Here is an 18318-nt window from a genome sequence, read left to right as displayed (position 1 = left end):
AAACATCGGTTACATGACATCCATTAAAAATTTTAGTGAATAATAAACTTCCATGTGGAGAAGGGACAGATGAAATTAAGCGGAAAAGGCGGAGGGATTATAAACTGATTTCCCTTACTTCCAGATAGCGCTCGAGCTTTCTTTTCACCCGCTGAAGGGCGTTGTCGATTGACTTAACATGCCGGTTCAACTCTTCCGAAATTTCTTGGTAGGTTTGTCCATCAAGGTAAAGAGCTAACACTTTTCTCTCAAGATCACTCAGGAGCTCGGCCATCTTTAATTCGATATCGTCAAACTCTTCTTGGTTGATGATCAGTTCTTCCGGGTCCAAAACTTTCGTACCCGATATGATATCCATTAGAGTTCGATCCGATTCCTCATCATAAATGGGCTTGTCCAGGGAAACATAGGAATTGAGCGGAATATGTTTTTGACGTGTTGCTGTTTTGATAGCTGTAATGATCTGCCTCGTAATGCATAGTTCTGCAAATGCTTTAAAAGAAGATAATTTATCCCCTTTAAAATCACGGACGGCTTTATATAAACCAATCATACCTTCTTGCACGATGTCTTCCTTATCGGCACCAATCAAGAAATAAGTCCTTGCCTTCGCTCTTACAAAATTACGATACTTTTGGATCAAATAATCCAGCGCTTCACTGTCTCCAGTGTGCACCAACCCTATCAATTCATCATCCTCAAACTGCAGATACTTTTCGTTCAGCTTCATTCCGAATTTGAGACCCACATTATATCCCCCTGACCTGACTCAGATAGAAATATTATACAGCAGGTAAATTTTACCCGTCAATGGTTCAAATTTTACCCCGGCGCCATTTTTCGAAAATTTCTGCCACTTCTTCACTTAAAGGAATTTTAGCCACAGGTCTTATCGTCGTTGTTTTTCTTACATCTTTCTTGATTTCGCCTTGAATATCTTCCATTTCAATAAGCAGTTCACGAGCGGATTTCCTTAGGGCCCCTTGGCCAAAGATCACCCACTGTTCCGTGAAGTCAGAGGTTGCCACTTGAATTTGCGTTTTGACATTATTCAGTTCAATCGCCATCTTTTCTATTCTTTCATCCGCAGTTTCATTTTCTTTTGTAAAAATTACGTCAACTTTGTGATTTTTGAAAATGCGGGCAATTCCCTGAACATATTGAGCGTCAAATACGACAATTACACGGTATCCGGTAAATGCTTGATATTCCGCCATCATTTCTATCAGCCGATCTCTTGCAGCAGCAAGATCCCGTTCTTTTAATTCTCTCAGTTCCGGCCAAGCTCCAATAATGTTATAACCGTCCACCAACAGAATATTCATTTCATTATTGTCCTAGAGGATTTCTTTTTCTATAAACCTCATACATCAATAAACCGGCCGCTACCGATGCATTTAACGAAGTTACTTGTCCTGCCATAGGGAGACGGATGAGAAAATCACATTTATCCTTCATTAACCGGGCCATGCCTTTTCCTTCGCTGCCGATAACAAGTCCGATAGGCATCTTTCCGTCCATGTTACGGTAATCATCGCTGCCTTTCGCATCGGTACCGACTATCCATACCCCTCGCTCTTTCAACTCTTCCACCGCTCTTGCCAAATTTGTCACGCGAGCTACCGGAATATATTCGATTGCACCCGTCGAAGCTTTTGCCACTGTTGCCGTCAAGCCCACCGCTCTTCTTTTTGGGATGATGATTCCATGGGCCCCGACTGCATCAGCCGTCCTCATGATCGACCCTAAATTATGCGGATCTTCAATTTCATCAAGAATCATGAAAAAAGGTGCTTCGTCCCGTTCAGCCGCTTTTGCGAATAAGTCATCCAGCTCCACATATTCATAGGCAGCCACTTGTGCGATAACGCCTTGATGGATGCCTTCTGCCATTTGGTCGATCTTTTTCTTCGGGACGATTTGCACGAATACCTTCTTTTCCTTCGCCAGACCGATGAGCGGTTGCATCGAGCCTTTTTGCGAGCCCTCGGCTATCCAAATTTTATTAATATCCCGTTCGGAGCGAAGTGCCTCCAATACGGGGTTCCTGCCAATGATATATTCTTCGCTCATGGGTTACTCCCCTTTTCTTCTTCAATGTATTCAATGGATTTTTTGATGAGTTCTTCCATTCTTTCTTTTCGGCCGGATAAATACAAAAAGCCCATAAGTGCCTCGAATGCTGTACTGTAGCGATACGTTTGCACATCTGTATTCTTCGGTACCGTACCGGATTTTGCATTTCGCCCACGCCGAACGACAGCTGATTCCTCTTCCGATAACCAATCTGACTCCAGGAAAAAGTGGATGATTTTATTTTGCGCTTTAGCAGCTACAAAAGATGTAGCTTTTTTGTGGAGCAGATTGGGCTTGACCGCTCCTTTTTGAATGAGGTGATGCCGTATATACGTTTCGTATACAGCATCACCTATATATGCTAAAGCAAGACTGTTCAGCATTTTTGCATCTACCTTACTATCGTAATGAAGCATTAATTACCCTCTTTTCCATCTTGTACCTTGAGGGGTATCCTCTAATATGATATTCATGTTTTTCAAGCGATCACGAATTTCATCAGATAACCCAAAATTGCGGTCTTTCCGCGCTTGAATTCTCTGCTGTATCAAGCCTTCAATTTCTTCATCCAAAAGCCCCTCCTCTTCAAGGGACAAACCTAGGACAGAAAATAAGATGTTGAATTTATCAAGGAAAGCATCAATCACTTCCTTGTCTGTGTTTTTCTCCATCAAGTAATAATTTGCCTGTTTGGAAAGTTCAAAGAGCATGGATATTGCATTAGCCGTGTTGAAATCATCGTCCATTTCCTTAATGAATTGTTCATGTAATTCATTCAGCTTCCCCAACCAAACATCATTATTCTCAGTCAATCCGTCACTAACTTGAAGGCGATGTTTTAAGTTTTGATAAGAAGTCCTTAAGCGATCGAGGGACGCTTTTACATTTTCAAGCACTTCTTCACTATAATTGATGGGATGACGGTAATGTACAGATAACATAAAGAAGCGTAACACTTGTGGATCATGCTTCTGAATGATGTCATGCACAAGGACGAAATTGCCTAAGGACTTAGACATTTTTTCATTCTCAATATTTATATACCCGTTATGCATCCAATAATTCGCAAAGGTCTTACCAGTCAATGCTTCGGATTGTGCAATTTCATTTTCATGATGCGGGAAAGCCAGATCTTGACCTCCTGCATGAATATCGATTGTATCTCCCAAATACTTTTTGACCATTGCGGAGCATTCGATATGCCAGCCAGGACGCCCCTTACCCCATGGGCTCTCCCAAGATATTTCATCATCCTTGGCCGTTTTCCAAAGGGCAAAATCAAGGGCATCTTGTTTTTTCTCCCCTATTTCAATACGTGCCCCCACTCGCAGCTCATCGATGGACTGATGTGAAAGTTTTCCATACCCCTCAAACTTACGAGTTCGGTAATACACATCCCCTTCAGATTCATAAGCGAATCCTTTCTCAATTAATGCCGAGATGAATTCAATGATTGCATCCATGTTCTCCATTACGGTTGGGTGAGCATCCGCTTTTTTGCAGCCCAATGCCGACACATCTTCAAAATAAGCCTTGATGAAACGCTCCGATATGGTTGGGACATCTTCCCCCAATTCTTTTGCAGCACGAATCAGCTTATCATCCACATCCGTAAAGTTCGAAACGAATTGCACATCATATCCACGGTAATCCAAATACCTACGAACGGTATCGAATACGATTGCGGGTCTTGCATTACCAATATGAATGTAATTATAAACAGTGGGTCCGCATACGTACATCTTCACCTTTCCCTCTTCAATCGGGACGAAGGTTTCCTTTTTTCTTGTAGCTGTGTTATATATTTTAATCGCCATATTATAGACTCCTTTCTTCCTGCCTCTGTTCAGCCATCTTCGCTCTTAAAGCCCTGATTTCACTATCCAATTCCTTAAAGCGATCAGCGATTGGATCAGGAAGATCACAATGATTTAGATCTTTGTTGATTTTGATACCATCTTGAATGACCACTTTACCTGGAATGCCCACCACAGTGGAATTAGGTGGCACTTCCTTTAAAACGACCGATCCTGCACCGATTTTTGAGTTTTCCCCAACAGTGATGGAACCCAGCACTTTTGCTCCTGTAGCAATCAATACGTTATCCTTTATCGTAGGATGACGTTTTCCCTTTTCCTTTCCTGTCCCCCCAAGGGTTACACCTTGAAAGACAGATACATTGTCGCCAATTTCACAAGTTTCGCCAATGACGATCCCCATTCCATGGTCAATGAAGAAACGACGGCCAATCGTAGCCCCTGGATGAATTTCAATTCCGGTAAAGAACCGACTGATCTGAGATATACTTCTTGCCAGGAAAAAGAATTTCTTCTTAAATAATGCGTGAGCCATCCTATGACTCCAAATCGCATGTAAACCCGCGTACGTCAATATGACTTCCAAATAGCTGCGCGCAGCAGGATCTTGATCAAAAACCACTTCGATATCCTCTTTAAACATCTTTAACAAAATGATTCCCCCCTATGTTCCGTACTTTTCCAACATCCCCTTTGAAGCTTTTAAAGCATATAAAAAAAGCGTCTCTGTCCAAATAGACAGAGACGCTTTAAGCGCGGTTCCACTCTGTTTGGAATGTACGAAGCAGGTAAAGCCTTTTCCTGTTTTTTCATCCCCAACTTTAATCCCTGTAACGGAGGACATTCCGCCTGTGCCTACTATAGGTTAGTTCAGCAAAGGACTCAAGGGTGCATTTCAGAAAACGAGAGGCCTGAACCACTTTCAGCAGGTTATGGTTCTCTCTAAAAAGCTTCGTTTACTTACTTCTCCCCATCTACGCGTTCTTTTGTAAGATTATTAAATACTATATTACATTTTTGACAAATTGTTAATATAAAATACTCTGAATACGCTGTTTAATTTTTTCTTTGCCGAGTAATGAAATCGCCTTAGGCAAGTCAGGACCATGGGTTTGACCCGTGACGGCCGCCCTTATCGGCATGAATAATTTTTTCCCTTTATGGCCTGTGCTTTTTTGTACGGCTTTAATCGACTTCTTGATTTCATCCGCGTTAAATTCTTCAAGGCCTTCGATCTCCTGAAGGAAAGCTTTCATGACTTCCGGTACCTGTTCTTCAGCCAGTACTTCCTTAGCTTCTTCCTCGAACACGACCTCATCCTTGAAAAACAGTTCAGATAGCTCGACTATTTCCGCTCCATAGCTCATCTGCTCTTGAAAAAGGGAAACTAGCCCATGTACCCACTCTTCTTCTTCTGCGGTCAGTGTCTCTGAAACCTTACCGGCTTTAATTAAGTGAGGCATTGACAATTCCACTGCACGATTTCCGTCCAATTGCTTCACATATTGGTTATTCATCCATGTAAGCTTTTGTTTATCGAAAAGTGCAGGTGATTTAGACAGCCGATCAGCATCGAAAAGATTAATGAATTCTTCCTTCGTGAAAATCTCTTCTTCCCCGACCGGAGACCATCCAAGTAATGTAATGAAATTGAATAAAGCTTCAGGTACATAACCAAGCTCTTCATATTGCTCAATGAATTGAATGATCGACTCATCACGTTTACTCAGTTTCTTCCTGCTTTCGTTTACAATCAGCGTCATATGTCCGAATACCGGCGGTTCCCAGCCGAAAGCTTCATAAATCATCAGTTGTTTTGGAGTATTGGAGATATGATCATCACCGCGAAGGACATGGGAAATCTTCATCAAGTGATCATCGACGGCCACTGCAAAGTTATAGGTTGGAATGCCATCTTTTTTAACGATGACAAAATCACCAAAGCCATCCGCTTCAAACGAAACCTCATCCTTAACCATATCTTTGAAAGTAAGGACCTTCCCAGCTGGTACGGCAAAGCGAATGCTCGGTTTTCTTCCTTGAGCCACTAGCTCCGCTTGCTCTGCTTCGGTTAAATGCTTGCACTTCCCTGAATATTTTGGCGTTTCATTCCGTTCGACCTGTCCTTCACGCTCTGCTTCAAGCTCTTCTTCCGTACAATAGCATTTATATGCCAAACCCTTATCTAAAAGCTCTTGATACAATTCCTGATAAAGGTCGTTCCTTTCGGATTGACGATATGGCCCGAATTCACCGCCAACATCAACACCTTCATCCCAATCCATACCAAGCCATTTCAAATATTTAAGCTGACTTTCCTCTCCGCCTTCAATATTTCTCTTTTGGTCGGTATCTTCAATACGGATGATGAATTTCCCGCCTTTATTTCGTGCGTATAAATAATTAAATAAAGCAGTCCGTGCATTGCCAATATGTAAATGTCCAGTCGGACTCGGTGCATAGCGAACTCGAATATCGCTGCTCATGATATATATAGACCTCCCAGTCGTTCTATTCTATTGTATATATTATCATTTAAATACATTGGGATAAAGGCATCCACTCTAAAAACGAAATTAGTTTGATTTAACCAATAAAACCACAGCCTGTGCCGCGATTCCTTCGCTCCTGCCTGTAAATCCAAGTTTCTCGGTAGTGGTCGCCTTTACATTAATCCTGTCTATAGACGCATCCAAAAGTTCAGCAATCCTGCCTCGCATCTCCTCAATATACGGTGCCATTTTCGGGCTTTGTGCAATGATTGTACAATCCGCATTACCTAGCGAATATCCTTCTTTTTTTACGATCGCCCAAATATGCTGCAGCAGTTTTGCCGAATCGGCATCTTTAAATTCAGGATCGGTATCCGGAAAATGCTTACCGATATCCCCTGCACCAATTGCCCCCAAGCAGGCATCAGCAACAGTATGCAGAAGGACATCCGCATCCGAATGACCTAGCAAACCTTTCTCATACGGAATCGTAATCCCGCCAATGATCAAAGGTCTCCCCTCCACAAGCTGATGAACGTCATATCCTTGTCCTATTCTAAACATATCATTCTCCCCAATCATCGTTTTCCATGTTGTTGTTTATGTAAAATCGCTTCTGCAAAATAAAGGTCTTCCTGAGTCGTAATTTTAATATTATCATAATTGCCCTCAATAATAACTACCTGTTCATTGATCCGCTCTAGCAAACTTGCATCATCCGTCCCTAAAAATGCATCGGCTTCTGCCTGTTCATACGCACTTTTTAATATGGATACACGAAAAGCTTGTGGAGTTTGTACCGCCCACAAGCTTGATCGTTCCACTGTTTCCACTACCTTATTGTTTGATGCTTTTTTAATCGTATCCTTAACGGGCACTGCAATTACGGCACCTCCATGAAGGGAGGCGGCAGTAGTCAATTCACTGATTTGCCCAACATTGATAAAAGGGCGGGCGCCGTCGTGGACCAGGATGATTTCTTCTCCTGCATGTTGCAGTCCCTTATAAACGCTTTGTTGGCGCTCCTTTCCACCCATGACCAGTTTCTTGACCTTTTTAAGCCCATACGCTGCAATCAATTGATTGAAATAATCCTTTTCTGCCGGGTTTATCGAAAGGATGATTCCCCGACAGTCAGGATCTTCTTCGAAGACACGCAGTGTATAAACAATAATCGGGATACCCGATAGTTCAATTAAAAGTTTATTCTTGCCCGCCTTCATTCTTTTGCCTTGTCCAGCTGCAGGTATCACTACTTCATAAAACATAACGGTTTCTCCTACTCTTCTTTATAATGCTTTTTCTAATAGTTTCGGTTTAGCGAATATCATACGGCCTGCAGAAGTTTGCAATACACTTGTGACAAGTACATCGATGCGTTTCCCGATATGGTCACGGCCACCCTCGACAACGATCATGGTGCCATCGTCTAAATAAGCGATGCCCTGGTTCTGCTCTTTCCCATCCTTGATGACCTGAACATTCATCTCTTCCCCAGGAAGGACAACAGGTTTTACGGCATTGGCAAGGTCATTGATATTAAGGACCGCCACATTTTGAAACTCGCATACTTTGTTTAAATTGAAATCATTGGTAACGACCATTCCGCCCGATATTTTGGCAAGTTTCACTAGTTTACTGTCCACTTCCTGAATGTCTTCAAAATCCCCCTCGTACATCTCCACTTTAATCGGAAGGTCTTTTTGAATCCGATTCAAGATATCCAAACCACGCCTTCCACGATTCCTTTTCAATGCATCGGATGAATCGGCAATGTGCTGCAGTTCGTTTAATACGAATTGAGGAATGACTATGGTACCCTCCAGAAAGCCTGTCTGACAAATATCCGCAATTCTGCCATCAATGATGACGCTTGTATCGAGGATTTTCAGCCGCTTGCTATACCCCTCTTCATCCTCTTCGCTCGCTTCACCATCCGTGTTCTTTTTCTTATTGCTTTTCGTGAATAAACTCAATAGCTCATCACGCTTTTTAAAGCCCACCTGAAAACCAAGATAACCAAATAAAAGCGTAAGGATGATGGGAACCACTGTATTTAGAATAGGAACCTTGATGGCACTGAAGGCAGAGCCAACCAAGAACGCCGCAAGCAGTCCCACTAAAAGACCGACGCTGCCAAAGATTATATCCGTAATCGGTATCTTTACAAGCTGTTCCTCCAGCCACTTCATAAAATAGATCACATGATCTACTGCCCAAAAAGTTATAAGATAAAAGATAATGGCACCCAACAGTACACTTACATAAGGATTGTTTATTAAAGCAATATCATCTGCATGTAAAACAATTAATAATTCTGGAATAAGTAACATACCAAGTGTTCCGCCGACTATTAAGAAGCATGCTTGTATAATGCGTTTTAACATCCCTTTCACCTCCTTCTACTCATTATTGACCAATAAAATAAAATGAAACCTTCGAAAATTCGTTTTCATTATATACGTTAAATTCACTTAAGGAATTAGTGGATTTACAAATATGATTTCTTCTCTTTTTCGTAATATTAGCCTAGCACCCTGAGTTTTGAGTGTCAAAAATAAACACCAACCAATTTCAAGCTAGTTCAGGGGAATTTTAAAGGTCAGCCGCACCTACATCCTTCTATTTGTGACAAGCTGATTTTTTAAAATCCGGAGTCCTTCTTTGATTTTATTGGCCCGGACTTCGCCTATGCCCTCCACATCATCAAGGTTTTCAACCGTAGCTTTATTGACTTCACTAAAGCTTCCGAACTGTTTCACTAAATTTTCGATGATCAAACCCGGCAAGCGTGGGATTTTATGAAGAATACGGTAACCACGGGGATGTACTGACTCATCAAGGTGTATGTATCCATGATAACCCAGCACCTTAAGAAGAATGCTTTCATCCAATTTTTCCTGCATGGCCAACTCTTGAAGCCTAAAAATGATTTCCTCAGGATTTTCATCATTACTGGAGGTATAATCCTTGATAAGCCATTTTCCTTCCGTTTCAATATCTGCCAGGATTTCATTCATTTGCAAACGGATCAATCTTCCTTCCGTACCAAGCTCATTAAGGTACGTTAATAGCTCCGCCTTGATTCTGAGCACCATTACATATCGGTGAAATACCTGCAAAAGGTCGGCATAGGTCACGATTTCCTCAAACTCGAGCGCTCCTAAAACCGATATGCTCTGCTGCAGGACCACCTTGTATTTTTCCAAGGTCTGGATGGCTAAATTAGCCTTGGCAAGTATGACTCCTATATCTTTAAGGGCATATCGGAAGTTGCCTTGATATAATGTGATGACATTCCGACGTTGTGAGATTGCGACGACCAACGACTTGGTCTCCCTTGCAACACGTTCCGCTGTCCTATGCCGCATTCCCGTTTCAGTGGAAGGTGTACTGTTATCCGGCACTAGCTGGGCATTTGCGAAAATGATCTTATCGGCTGTTTCATTTAAAATGATGGCCCCATCCATCTTTGCCAACTCATATAATGTGCTGGGGGTACAGCTGCAGTTGATTTCGAAACCGCCATCCACGATCACTCGCACCTTCTCATTATATCCGACCACTATCAAACCACCTGTGTTTGCCCTCAGGACATTTTCAATCCCCTCCCTAAGCGGGGTACCTGGAGCTACAATTTGCAGAATTTCCAATTTTGTTTTCTCATACCCTTTTTTATCTGTCATACTTAACCCCCTAACGATTGTTTAAGAGCCTCCGAAACCGATGAAACACCCACGATCTTAATACCCTTCGGCGCGGTCCATCCCCCTATATTATTAGCCGGTATGATAACCCGCTCAAACCCTAATTTTGCGGCTTCCTGCACCCTTTGTTCAATTCTTGACACCCTTCTTACCTCACCAGTCAGCCCCACTTCACCAATGATGCAATCGGCAGGGTTTGTTGGTTTATCACGGAAGCTTGAAGCAATGCTTATTGCGACAGCGAGGTCAATTGCAGGTTCATCCAGCTTGACACCACCAGCAACCTTTAAATACGCATCTTGGTTTTGGAGCAGCAAGCCCACTCTCTTTTCCAGAACAGCCATTAAAAGCGAAACCCGATTGTGGTCGATTCCCGTGGCCATTCGCCGCGGATTGCCAAAACTCGTAGGTGAAATCAATGCTTGAATTTCAACTAGCACCGGCCTTGTGCCCTCCATGGATGCGACGACTGTGGAACCCGAGGCTCCTTGCGACCGTTCTTCAAGGAAAATTTCCGATGGATTCGCGACCTCTTCCAATCCATGTTCTTTCATTTCAAAAATGCCCATCTCATTCGTCGAACCAAAGCGATTTTTAACCGCACGTATAATTCGATATGTATGGTGTCTTTCACCTTCAAAATATAATACAGTGTCAACCATGTGCTCAAGCAGCCGCGGCCCCGCGATGGCCCCTTCCTTTGTAACGTGGCCGACGATAAAAATCGCGATTCCGTTCGTTTTAGCAATGCGCATGAGTGAGGCTGTGCACTCCCTCACTTGTGAAACGCTTCCCGGGGCAGATGTAACCTCCGAATGGTATACCGTTTGAATGGAGTCAATAATGACCAAATCCGGTTTTACATCCGTAATTGCCTGTTGGATATAATCCATATCGGTTTCAGCATAAACGAATAGATTTTCCGACATGGTCCCAAGCCGATCCGCTCTCAATTTGGTCTGCTTGACTGATTCTTCACCTGAAATATAAAGCACTTTTTTCTGTTTATGCGCCAATTGGGATGATACCTGTAAAAGCAGGGTGGACTTACCGATACCAGGGTCCCCACCGATCAATACAAGTGATCCCTGTACGATCCCGCCCCCAAGAGCACGATTCAATTCCATTAAATCCGTCTTAATCCGGGGTTCTTTTTCTGATTGAATAGTCGTTATGGGCGCTGCCTTCTCCCGTTCCCCTGAACCTCTAACCTCTGAATTGGTAAAAGCCCCTTTTCTGGCTGGTTTAACGATCTCGGTTTCCTCGACCATTTTATTCCATTCGCCGCATCCTGGGCATTTCCCCATCCATTTCGGGGACTCATATCCACAAGACTGACACATAAATTTTGTTTTCTTCTTTACAGCCATAAATTACTCCTTTTCCTTTGGAAAAAATATCTATATTAAGGATATTATACCTCGGTTTTATTTAAACCTTCTTAAGGCTAAGTTTTTTTAAAAAAATATTCATTCTGCACTCTGCTTGTCCCATTTATTATACTCAAATCTACCTATAGATAAAAAACAGAGGTACACTGCAAAAGAATCTGCGTGTACCTCGAAGTTTAGGATCAGGTTATTCACTTACATTAACAGGCTCGCCTTGTCGGATTGCAAACTCATTATTCACGACATCCATTACGACCGTTTGCCCTTTTTTCACGTTGCCCTTAAGCAACTCTTCGGATAGATAATCTTCTACATGCTTCTGAAGTGCCCTGCGGATTGGCCGTGCCCCATATTCGGGATCAAAACCTTCAGTAGCAATTTTTTCTCTAGCCGCATCTGTCAGCTCCAAGTATATCTCCTGTTCTTTCAAACGGGAAGTAAGCTGATTTGACATTAATGTAACGATTTGTTTCAAATGATCCTTCTCTAAAGAGTGGAACACGATAGTTTCATCAATACGATTCAGGAATTCCGGACGGAATGCACGTTTGAGTTCTTCCATCACTTTCCCTTTCATATTTTTATAGTCCTGGCCAGTATCTTGGATGTTAAAGCCGACATACTTATCAGTTTTCAAGGCCGACGCCCCTACATTCGACGTCATAATCAGGATGGTATTCCTGAAATCGACAGTACGTCCCTTGGAATCTGTCAGTCTTCCGTCTTCCAATACTTGAAGAAGAATATTGAAGACATCCGGATGCGCCTTTTCAATTTCATCAAGCAGAACGACGGAATATGGTTTCCTCCGCACTTTTTCCGTTAACTGACCGCCTTCTTCGTATCCAACATATCCTGGAGGGGATCCAACAAGACGTGAAGTCGAATGTTTCTCCATATATTCGGACATATCGATGCGGATCATGGCATCTTCATCACCAAAAATGGATTCAGCTAAAGCACGGGCAAGCTCGGTTTTACCGACCCCTGTAGGTCCCAAGAAAATGAATGAGCCAATTGGACGTTTAGGATCTTTCAAACCTGCCCTTGCACGTCTTACCGCTTTAGAAACCGCAATGACAGCCTCTTCCTGCCCAATTACACGATCATGGAGGATTGACTCCATATTAAGCAGTTTGTCTGACTCTGTTTGCGCCAATTTAGTGACTGGAACTCCCGTCCAACTGGATACGACGTGTGCAATGTCATCCACAGTCACTTCACTGTTCTCCTGCCCTTGTTTTTCTTTCCAAGTTTTTTTCGTTTCTTCCAATTGTTCTCTTAAGCGTTGTTCTGTATCGCGAAGCGAAGCAGCTTTTTCAAATTCCTGACTCTGAACGGAAGCATCCTTTTCCTTACGAACATCATCCAGCTTCACTTCAAGTTCTTTTAAGTTAGGTGGCGTTGTGTATGAACGCAGCCTAACCTTGGAACCAGCTTCATCAATCAAGTCAATCGCCTTATCCGGTAAAAAGCGATCGGAAATATAACGGTCGGATAATTTGACTGCGGCATCAATCGCTTCGTCAGTAATCGATACGCGGTGATGTGCCTCATAACGGTCACGCAGCCCCTTGAGAATTTGGATGGATTCCTCGATTGTCGGCTCATCGACTTGGATTGGCTGGAAACGACGTTCAAGCGCAGCATCCTTTTCAATATACTTCCGGTACTCATCCAAAGTCGTGGCACCGATACATTGTAATTCACCTCGCGCCAATGATGGTTTAAGGATATTGGAGGCATCAATGGCACCTTCTGCACCACCAGCACCAATCAATGTATGCAATTCATCGATGAATAGGATGATATTACCCGCCTGACGTATTTCATCCATAACTTTCTTCAACCGGTCCTCAAATTCACCCCGGTATTTAGTGCCAGCCACAACAGTACCCATATCTAGTGTCATTACGCGTTTATCACGTAAAATTTCAGGTACCTCATTATTGATGATCTGTTGGGCAAGCCCTTCAGCAATGGCTGTTTTACCAACCCCAGGTTCACCGATCAATACTGGGTTATTTTTTGTACGACGGCTTAATACCTCGATGACACGCTGTATTTCCTTACTTCTTCCGATAACGGGATCCAAACTTCCTTCCCTGGCAATCGCCGTTAAATCACGTGCAAGGCCATCCAGTGTAGGCGTGCTTGCATTTGAAGCGGCTGAACCTTGATGACCACCTGATTCATTGCTTCCCAGAAGTTGTAATACTTGTTGCCGAGCTTTATTTAAACTTACACCCAAATTATTCAATACGCGGGCAGCTACACCTTCACCTTCTCGGATAAGACCTAGAAGAACATGCTCTGTCCCAACATATGAGTGACCTAATTTTCTTGCCTCATCCATGGAAAGCTCAATGACTTTCTTGGCTCTTGGGGTATAATGTATCGTTTGAGCCGTATCCTGTCCACGGCCAATTAGATTTTCCACTTCTTTCTGAATCTTATCCGGACCCAATCCAAGAGCAAATAATGCTTTGGCTGCAATACCATCACCTTCTCGGACAAGGCCCAGCAGAATATGTTCCGTTCCAATATTATTGTGACCTAAACGGATTGCCTCTTCTTGGGCTAATGCTAATACTTTCTGGGCTCTTTCAGTAAAACGACCAAACATCATAGGGAATTCCTCCTTAAGAATTTTCGTTTTGAATAAAGTTGCTGGCAATTCTCTAAAGTTATGGCAGAAGCTTCTTCTTGCTCCATATCTATTACATGAAATTTGCTACTCCCTAAAGAGGCAATGACCTCTATGAGGAGGAAGATTCCGTGAAATTCAAGCGTTCCCGGATGAGTGCTGCTCTACGGATATCCCTTTCATGGGGTCTTAAAGGACCACCTGCGTACTTTTGTAAAAATCCCGGCTGCGTCAAAATCATCAACTCATTTAGAATGCTTTTAGAAATATTCTTTATATACCCAAGATCTATCCCTAATCTAACATCTGAGATACAGGTAGCTGCTTCCTTGGTCTCGATGATGCGGGCATTGGACAAAATCCCATATGAACGGAAAATTCTATCTTCTAATTGTATGTGTGAAGTCCTCGCTAATGCATCCCTCGCTGACCGTTCCTGGGCTATGATTTGTTGCACTACACTTGTTAGATCTTCAACGATATCCCTTTCCGACTTTCCAAGAGTAATCTGATTGGAGATTTGAAAAATATTCCCCAAGGCTTGACTGCCCTCTCCATAAATCCCGCGAACCACCAACCCCAATTGGTTGATAGCTGGTATGATATTATTCATCTGCTGTGTAAGGACAAGGCCCGGCAGATGCATCATGACTGAAGCTCTCAACCCTGTTCCCACATTAGTCGGACAACTAGTCAGGTATCCTCTTTCCTCATCATATGCATAGTCTATGGATTCTTCAATCCAATCGTCAAGAACATTTGCAATCTTTAAGGTTTCCTTTAGCTGCAACCCCGACATTAAGCATTGAATACGGAGATGATCCTCTTCGTTTATCATGATGCTTATTTCTTCATTTTCCGAAAGGAGACATGCGCTTTTCGCTGAATCTTCAACTAAATGGGGACTGATTAAATGTTTTTCAACGAGAACGCGCTTTTCCAGTGGCTGCAATTGGTCAATCTCTAAAAGTTCCAGCTTTCCAATCTCTGGGGTTACTTCTTCTTCGATTCTTTTTTTGACCAATTCAATGATTTCTATAGCTTCTTCGTTAGAAAAGGAGGTTGGGAAGGTAAAGTCTTTAAAATTCCTGGCCAGCCGAATCCGCGAACTCAATACGATATCGATTTCCGGCCCTTCGGCACTCATCCAGGAACTCAAGGCGTTTTCTACAAACTTTTCCAAGCTCATAATTCCTCGCCTCCCTCTTGCGCTTCATACCTTTTTTCAAGGGAACGAACCTTATCTCTTACCTCTGCCGCTTTCTCAAACTCCTCTTGATCAATGTGGGCCTTTAAAACTTCTTTTAAATCCAAAATTTGCTTTCGAAGATATATGGTGCCACCGATCCTTTTTGGAATTTTCCCTATATGTGCTGTATTGCCGCTATGAACCCTCTTTAAAATGGGATTTAACTGTTCATTGAACGTTTTATAACAATCGGCACAGCCAAACTTACCAATATGGACAAATTCTTTATAAGATCGATGACAATGCGGGCAACGCCTCTCTTCCGTTTTGGGAAATGCATTTGCCTTTGTCTGTTGAATATTCGACTCCATATTCAACAATCCTGCTAATAAATTATTTATTGAAAAACCAGGTCCTCCTGCATCCATGAACATTTCACCTTTTTCCTGAGCACATTTCTCACAAATCATGACTTCAGTCTTTTTTCCATTGATGATTTTGGTGAAGTGCAGGGTAGCAGGCCTTTGATGACATTCTTGGCAAATCAACGTTCATCACCTCTGCCAGTTTCATTTATATTTTAAAGTCGTAAGCATCGCAGTTAAAATTCTTGCCCTAAGCTCATCGCGGTCAGGTAGGTCGATATAAATCACCGATCTATCTATGACGCTCATCATAATCTTTGCTTCTCTTTCATTAATGACGTCTTCATTCATCAGCCTTGAAATTACTCCTTCAGCCATCGATTGGGTTACCCTTGAACCAATAAGCGATAATAATTGGTTGATAAGTTGCACGGAATCCTGCGATTCGACTTTCATGATGCGTATATAACCGCCGCCTCCACGCTTACTCTCTACAACATAACCTCTCTCGATGGTAAACCTGGTATTGATTACGTAATTGATTTGAGAAGGAACACACTGAAATTTATCTGCTATTTCACTTCTTTTAATCTCCAAGATATCTTTTTGACTTATTTCAAGTACTTGCTTCAAATAAGTTTCGATAACATCAGATATGTTTCTCACTCAGCCTCCTCCATTCTGACTTTGACTATATTTGACTATTATTATACAAGGAATAATGCATTTTGCAACTTAAACGCACTTTCTTTCTGTATTATCCATTTTCTCCAAATTATATGTAGTTACATACCCCATTGAACATTAAAGTTTAAATATCTTACATTAATACCCTAAAAAGATAAATGCAAAACCTGATATTTTTCTTCTCTCTTAAGGTTTCACCACTTAAATCCTGCCCAATTCCCCCTCATGATATTGTAAACAATTCAAATAAGGCCAGCCCTATGCTGTCCCTTAAAGTAAAAAACCTTTTTTAAATTACAAACAACAAAAAAGACCAGCCGGATGGCTGATCTTTTTAAATGGCTTGGCGGCGTCCTACTCTCACAGGGGGAAACCCCCAACTACCATCGGCGCTGAAGAGCTTAACTGCCGTGTTCGGAATGGGAACGGGTGTGACCTCTTCGCTATCGCCACCAAACATGTAAGGAACGTTGTTCCTTCAAAACTAGATAATAAGAAGGTATTTCATTTTTTAAAAAGCGTTGGTTAAGTCCTCGATCTATTAGTATCAGTCAGCTCCACATGTCACCATGCTTCCACCTCTGACCTATCAACCTGATCATCTTTCAGGGATCTTACTAGCTTGCGCCATGGGAAATCTCATCTTGAGGGGGGCTTCATGCTTAGATGCTTTCAGCACTTATCCCGTCCGCACGTAGCTACCCAGCTATGCCTTTGGCAAGACAACTGGTACACCAGCGGTGCGTCCATCCCGGTCCTCTCGTACTAAGGACAGCTCCTCTCAAATTTCCTGCGCCCGCGACGGATAGGGACCGAACTGTCTCACGACGTTCTGAACCCAGCTCGCGTACCGCTTTAATGGGCGAACAGCCCAACCCTTGGGACCGACTACAGCCCCAGGATGCGATGAGCCGACATCGAGGTGCCAAACCTCCCCGTCGATGTGGACTCTTGGGGGAGATAAGCCTGTTATCCCCGGGGTAGCTTTTATCCGTTGAGCGATGGCCCTTCCATGCGGAACCACCGGATCACTAAGCCCGACTTTCGTCCCTGCTCGACTTGTAGGTCTCGCAGTCAAGCTCCCTTGTGCCTTTACACTCTACGAATGATTTCCAACCATTCTGAGGGAACCTTTGGGCGCCTCCGTTACTCTTTAGGAGGCGACCGCCCCAGTCAAACTGCCCACCTGACACTGTCTCCCACCCCGATGAGGGGCGCGGGTTAGAATTTCAATACAGCCAGGGTAGTATCCCACCAACGCCTCCACCGAAGCTGGCGCTCCGGCTTCTCAGGCTCCTACCTATCCTGTACAAGCTGTACCAAAATTCAATATCAGGCTGCAGTAAAGCTCCACGGGGTCTTTCCGTCCTGTCGCGGGTAACCTGCATCTTCACAGGTACTATAATTTCACCGAGTCTCTCGTTGAGACAGTGCCCAGATCGTTACACCTTTCGTGCGGGTCGGAACTTACCCGACAAGGAATTTCGCTACCTTAGGACCGTTATAGTTACGGCCGCCGTTTACTGGGGCTTCGGTTCAAAGCTTCGCTTGCGCTAACCTCTCCCCTTAACCTTCCAGCACCGGGCAGGTGTCAGCCCCTATACTTCGCCTTGCGGCTTCGCAGAGACCTGTGTTTTTGCTAAACAGTCGCCTGGGCCTATTCACTGCGGCTTTTCTGGGCTATTCACCCTAAAAAGCACCCCTTCTCCCGAAGTTACGGGGTCATTTTGCCGAGTTCCTTAACGAGAGTTCTCTCGCACACCTTAGGATTCTCTCCTCGCCTACCTGTGTCGGTTTGCGGTACGGGCACCTTACATCTCACTAGAGGCTTTTCTTGGCAGCGTGGAATCAGGAACTTCGGTACTATATTTCCCTCGCCATCACAGCTCCGCCTTAATGGAAACGGGATTTGCCTCGTTTCCGGCCTAACTGCTTGGACGCGCATAT

General features: G+C 43.3%; 16 protein-coding genes, 2 rRNA genes and 1 other annotated feature (1 of these 19 running past the window's edge). All 18 genes read right to left on the bottom strand.

The annotated features are described in order from the left end of the window. Positions 1-97 precede the first annotated feature (97 nt). Positions 98-730, bottom strand: a complete 633-nt coding sequence (gene sigH, locus QNH43_RS00625) for an RNA polymerase sporulation sigma factor SigH (RefSeq protein ID WP_094246690.1) — start codon at positions 728-730, stop codon at positions 98-100. Positions 731-815: 85 nt separating this feature from the next. Then, entirely contained in the window at positions 816-1325 is a 510-nt protein-coding gene (locus tag QNH43_RS00620; RefSeq protein ID WP_283916487.1) for an NYN domain-containing protein, read from the bottom strand. Positions 1326-1329: 4 nt separating this feature from the next. Continuing rightward, positions 1330-2073 carry a 23S rRNA (guanosine(2251)-2'-O)-methyltransferase RlmB gene (gene rlmB / locus QNH43_RS00615; RefSeq protein ID WP_076372887.1) on the bottom strand — a complete coding sequence of 248 codons (744 nt, stop codon included), beginning with the start codon at positions 2071-2073 and terminating at the stop codon, positions 1330-1332. After that, positions 2070-2492, bottom strand: a complete 423-nt coding sequence (locus QNH43_RS00610; RefSeq protein ID WP_076372889.1) for a Mini-ribonuclease 3 — start codon at positions 2490-2492, stop codon at positions 2070-2072. The genes rlmB and QNH43_RS00610 overlap by 4 nt, the downstream gene beginning before the upstream one ends. 3 nt (positions 2493-2495) lie before the next feature. Then, positions 2496-3893, bottom strand: coding sequence for a cysteine--tRNA ligase (gene cysS / locus QNH43_RS00605; RefSeq protein WP_076372891.1), 1398 nt, complete (start codon positions 3891-3893; stop codon positions 2496-2498). A gap of 1 nt (position 3894) precedes the next feature. Then, entirely contained in the window at positions 3895-4545 is a 651-nt protein-coding gene (gene cysE, locus QNH43_RS00600; RefSeq protein WP_076372893.1) for a serine O-acetyltransferase, read from the bottom strand. 85 nt (positions 4546-4630) lie between these two features. Continuing rightward, positions 4631-4879: a binding site (T-box leader), on the bottom strand. A gap of 42 nt (positions 4880-4921) precedes the next feature. Then, complete coding sequence (gene gltX, locus QNH43_RS00595; RefSeq protein ID WP_283916486.1) at positions 4922-6379, bottom strand: glutamate--tRNA ligase; 1458 nt, start codon at positions 6377-6379, stop codon at positions 4922-4924. 90 nt (positions 6380-6469) lie between these two features. Further along, positions 6470-6949 (bottom strand): 2-C-methyl-D-erythritol 2,4-cyclodiphosphate synthase, encoded by a 480-nt coding sequence (gene ispF, locus QNH43_RS00590; RefSeq protein WP_283916485.1) that lies wholly within the window; start codon positions 6947-6949, stop codon positions 6470-6472. Between the two features lie 14 nt (positions 6950-6963). Next, positions 6964-7653: a 2-C-methyl-D-erythritol 4-phosphate cytidylyltransferase gene (gene ispD, locus QNH43_RS00585; protein WP_283916484.1), complete on the bottom strand. Its 690-nt coding sequence runs from the start codon at positions 7651-7653 to the stop codon at positions 6964-6966. 21 nt (positions 7654-7674) lie between these two features. Further along, the gene (locus QNH43_RS00580; protein ID WP_076372901.1) at positions 7675-8772 is read right to left on the bottom strand and encodes a PIN/TRAM domain-containing protein; all 1098 of its coding nucleotides are present in this window, start codon (positions 8770-8772) and stop codon (positions 7675-7677) included. A gap of 225 nt (positions 8773-8997) precedes the next feature. After that, positions 8998-10071: a DNA integrity scanning diadenylate cyclase DisA gene (gene disA / locus QNH43_RS00575; protein ID WP_283916483.1), complete on the bottom strand. Its 1074-nt coding sequence runs from the start codon at positions 10069-10071 to the stop codon at positions 8998-9000. Between the two features lie 2 nt (positions 10072-10073). Continuing rightward, positions 10074-11462 (bottom strand): DNA repair protein RadA, encoded by a 1389-nt coding sequence (gene radA / locus QNH43_RS00570; protein WP_076372905.1) that lies wholly within the window; start codon positions 11460-11462, stop codon positions 10074-10076. 208 nt (positions 11463-11670) lie between these two features. Beyond that, on the bottom strand, positions 11671-14112 hold the full coding sequence (gene clpC, locus QNH43_RS00565; protein ID WP_076372907.1) for an ATP-dependent protease ATP-binding subunit ClpC: 2442 nt from the start codon (positions 14110-14112) through the stop codon (positions 11671-11673). A 130-nt stretch (positions 14113-14242) separates the two neighbouring features. Continuing rightward, a complete protein-coding gene (locus QNH43_RS00560; RefSeq protein ID WP_283916482.1) occupies positions 14243-15319 on the bottom strand; it encodes a protein-arginine kinase McsB in 1077 nt (358 codons plus the stop codon). Further along, entirely contained in the window at positions 15316-15867 is a 552-nt protein-coding gene (locus tag QNH43_RS00555) for a protein-arginine kinase activator protein McsA (RefSeq protein ID WP_283916481.1), read from the bottom strand. The genes QNH43_RS00560 and QNH43_RS00555 overlap by 4 nt, the downstream gene beginning before the upstream one ends. A 21-nt stretch (positions 15868-15888) precedes the next feature. Next, entirely contained in the window at positions 15889-16350 is a 462-nt protein-coding gene (locus QNH43_RS00550) for a CtsR family transcriptional regulator (protein WP_048677843.1), read from the bottom strand. Positions 16351-16712: 362 nt separating this feature from the next. Further along, positions 16713-16828 (bottom strand): 5S ribosomal RNA (gene rrf / locus QNH43_RS00545). A gap of 64 nt (positions 16829-16892) precedes the next feature. Beyond that, positions 16893-18318: ribosomal RNA gene (locus QNH43_RS00540) — 23S ribosomal RNA — on the bottom strand (it continues 1506 nt past the right edge of the window).

This window comes from Peribacillus simplex (assembly GCF_030123325.1).
GTDB lineage: Bacteria > Bacillota > Bacilli > Bacillales > DSM-1321 > Peribacillus > Peribacillus simplex_D.
This window is presented reverse-complemented; position numbering and strand designations above follow the sequence as displayed.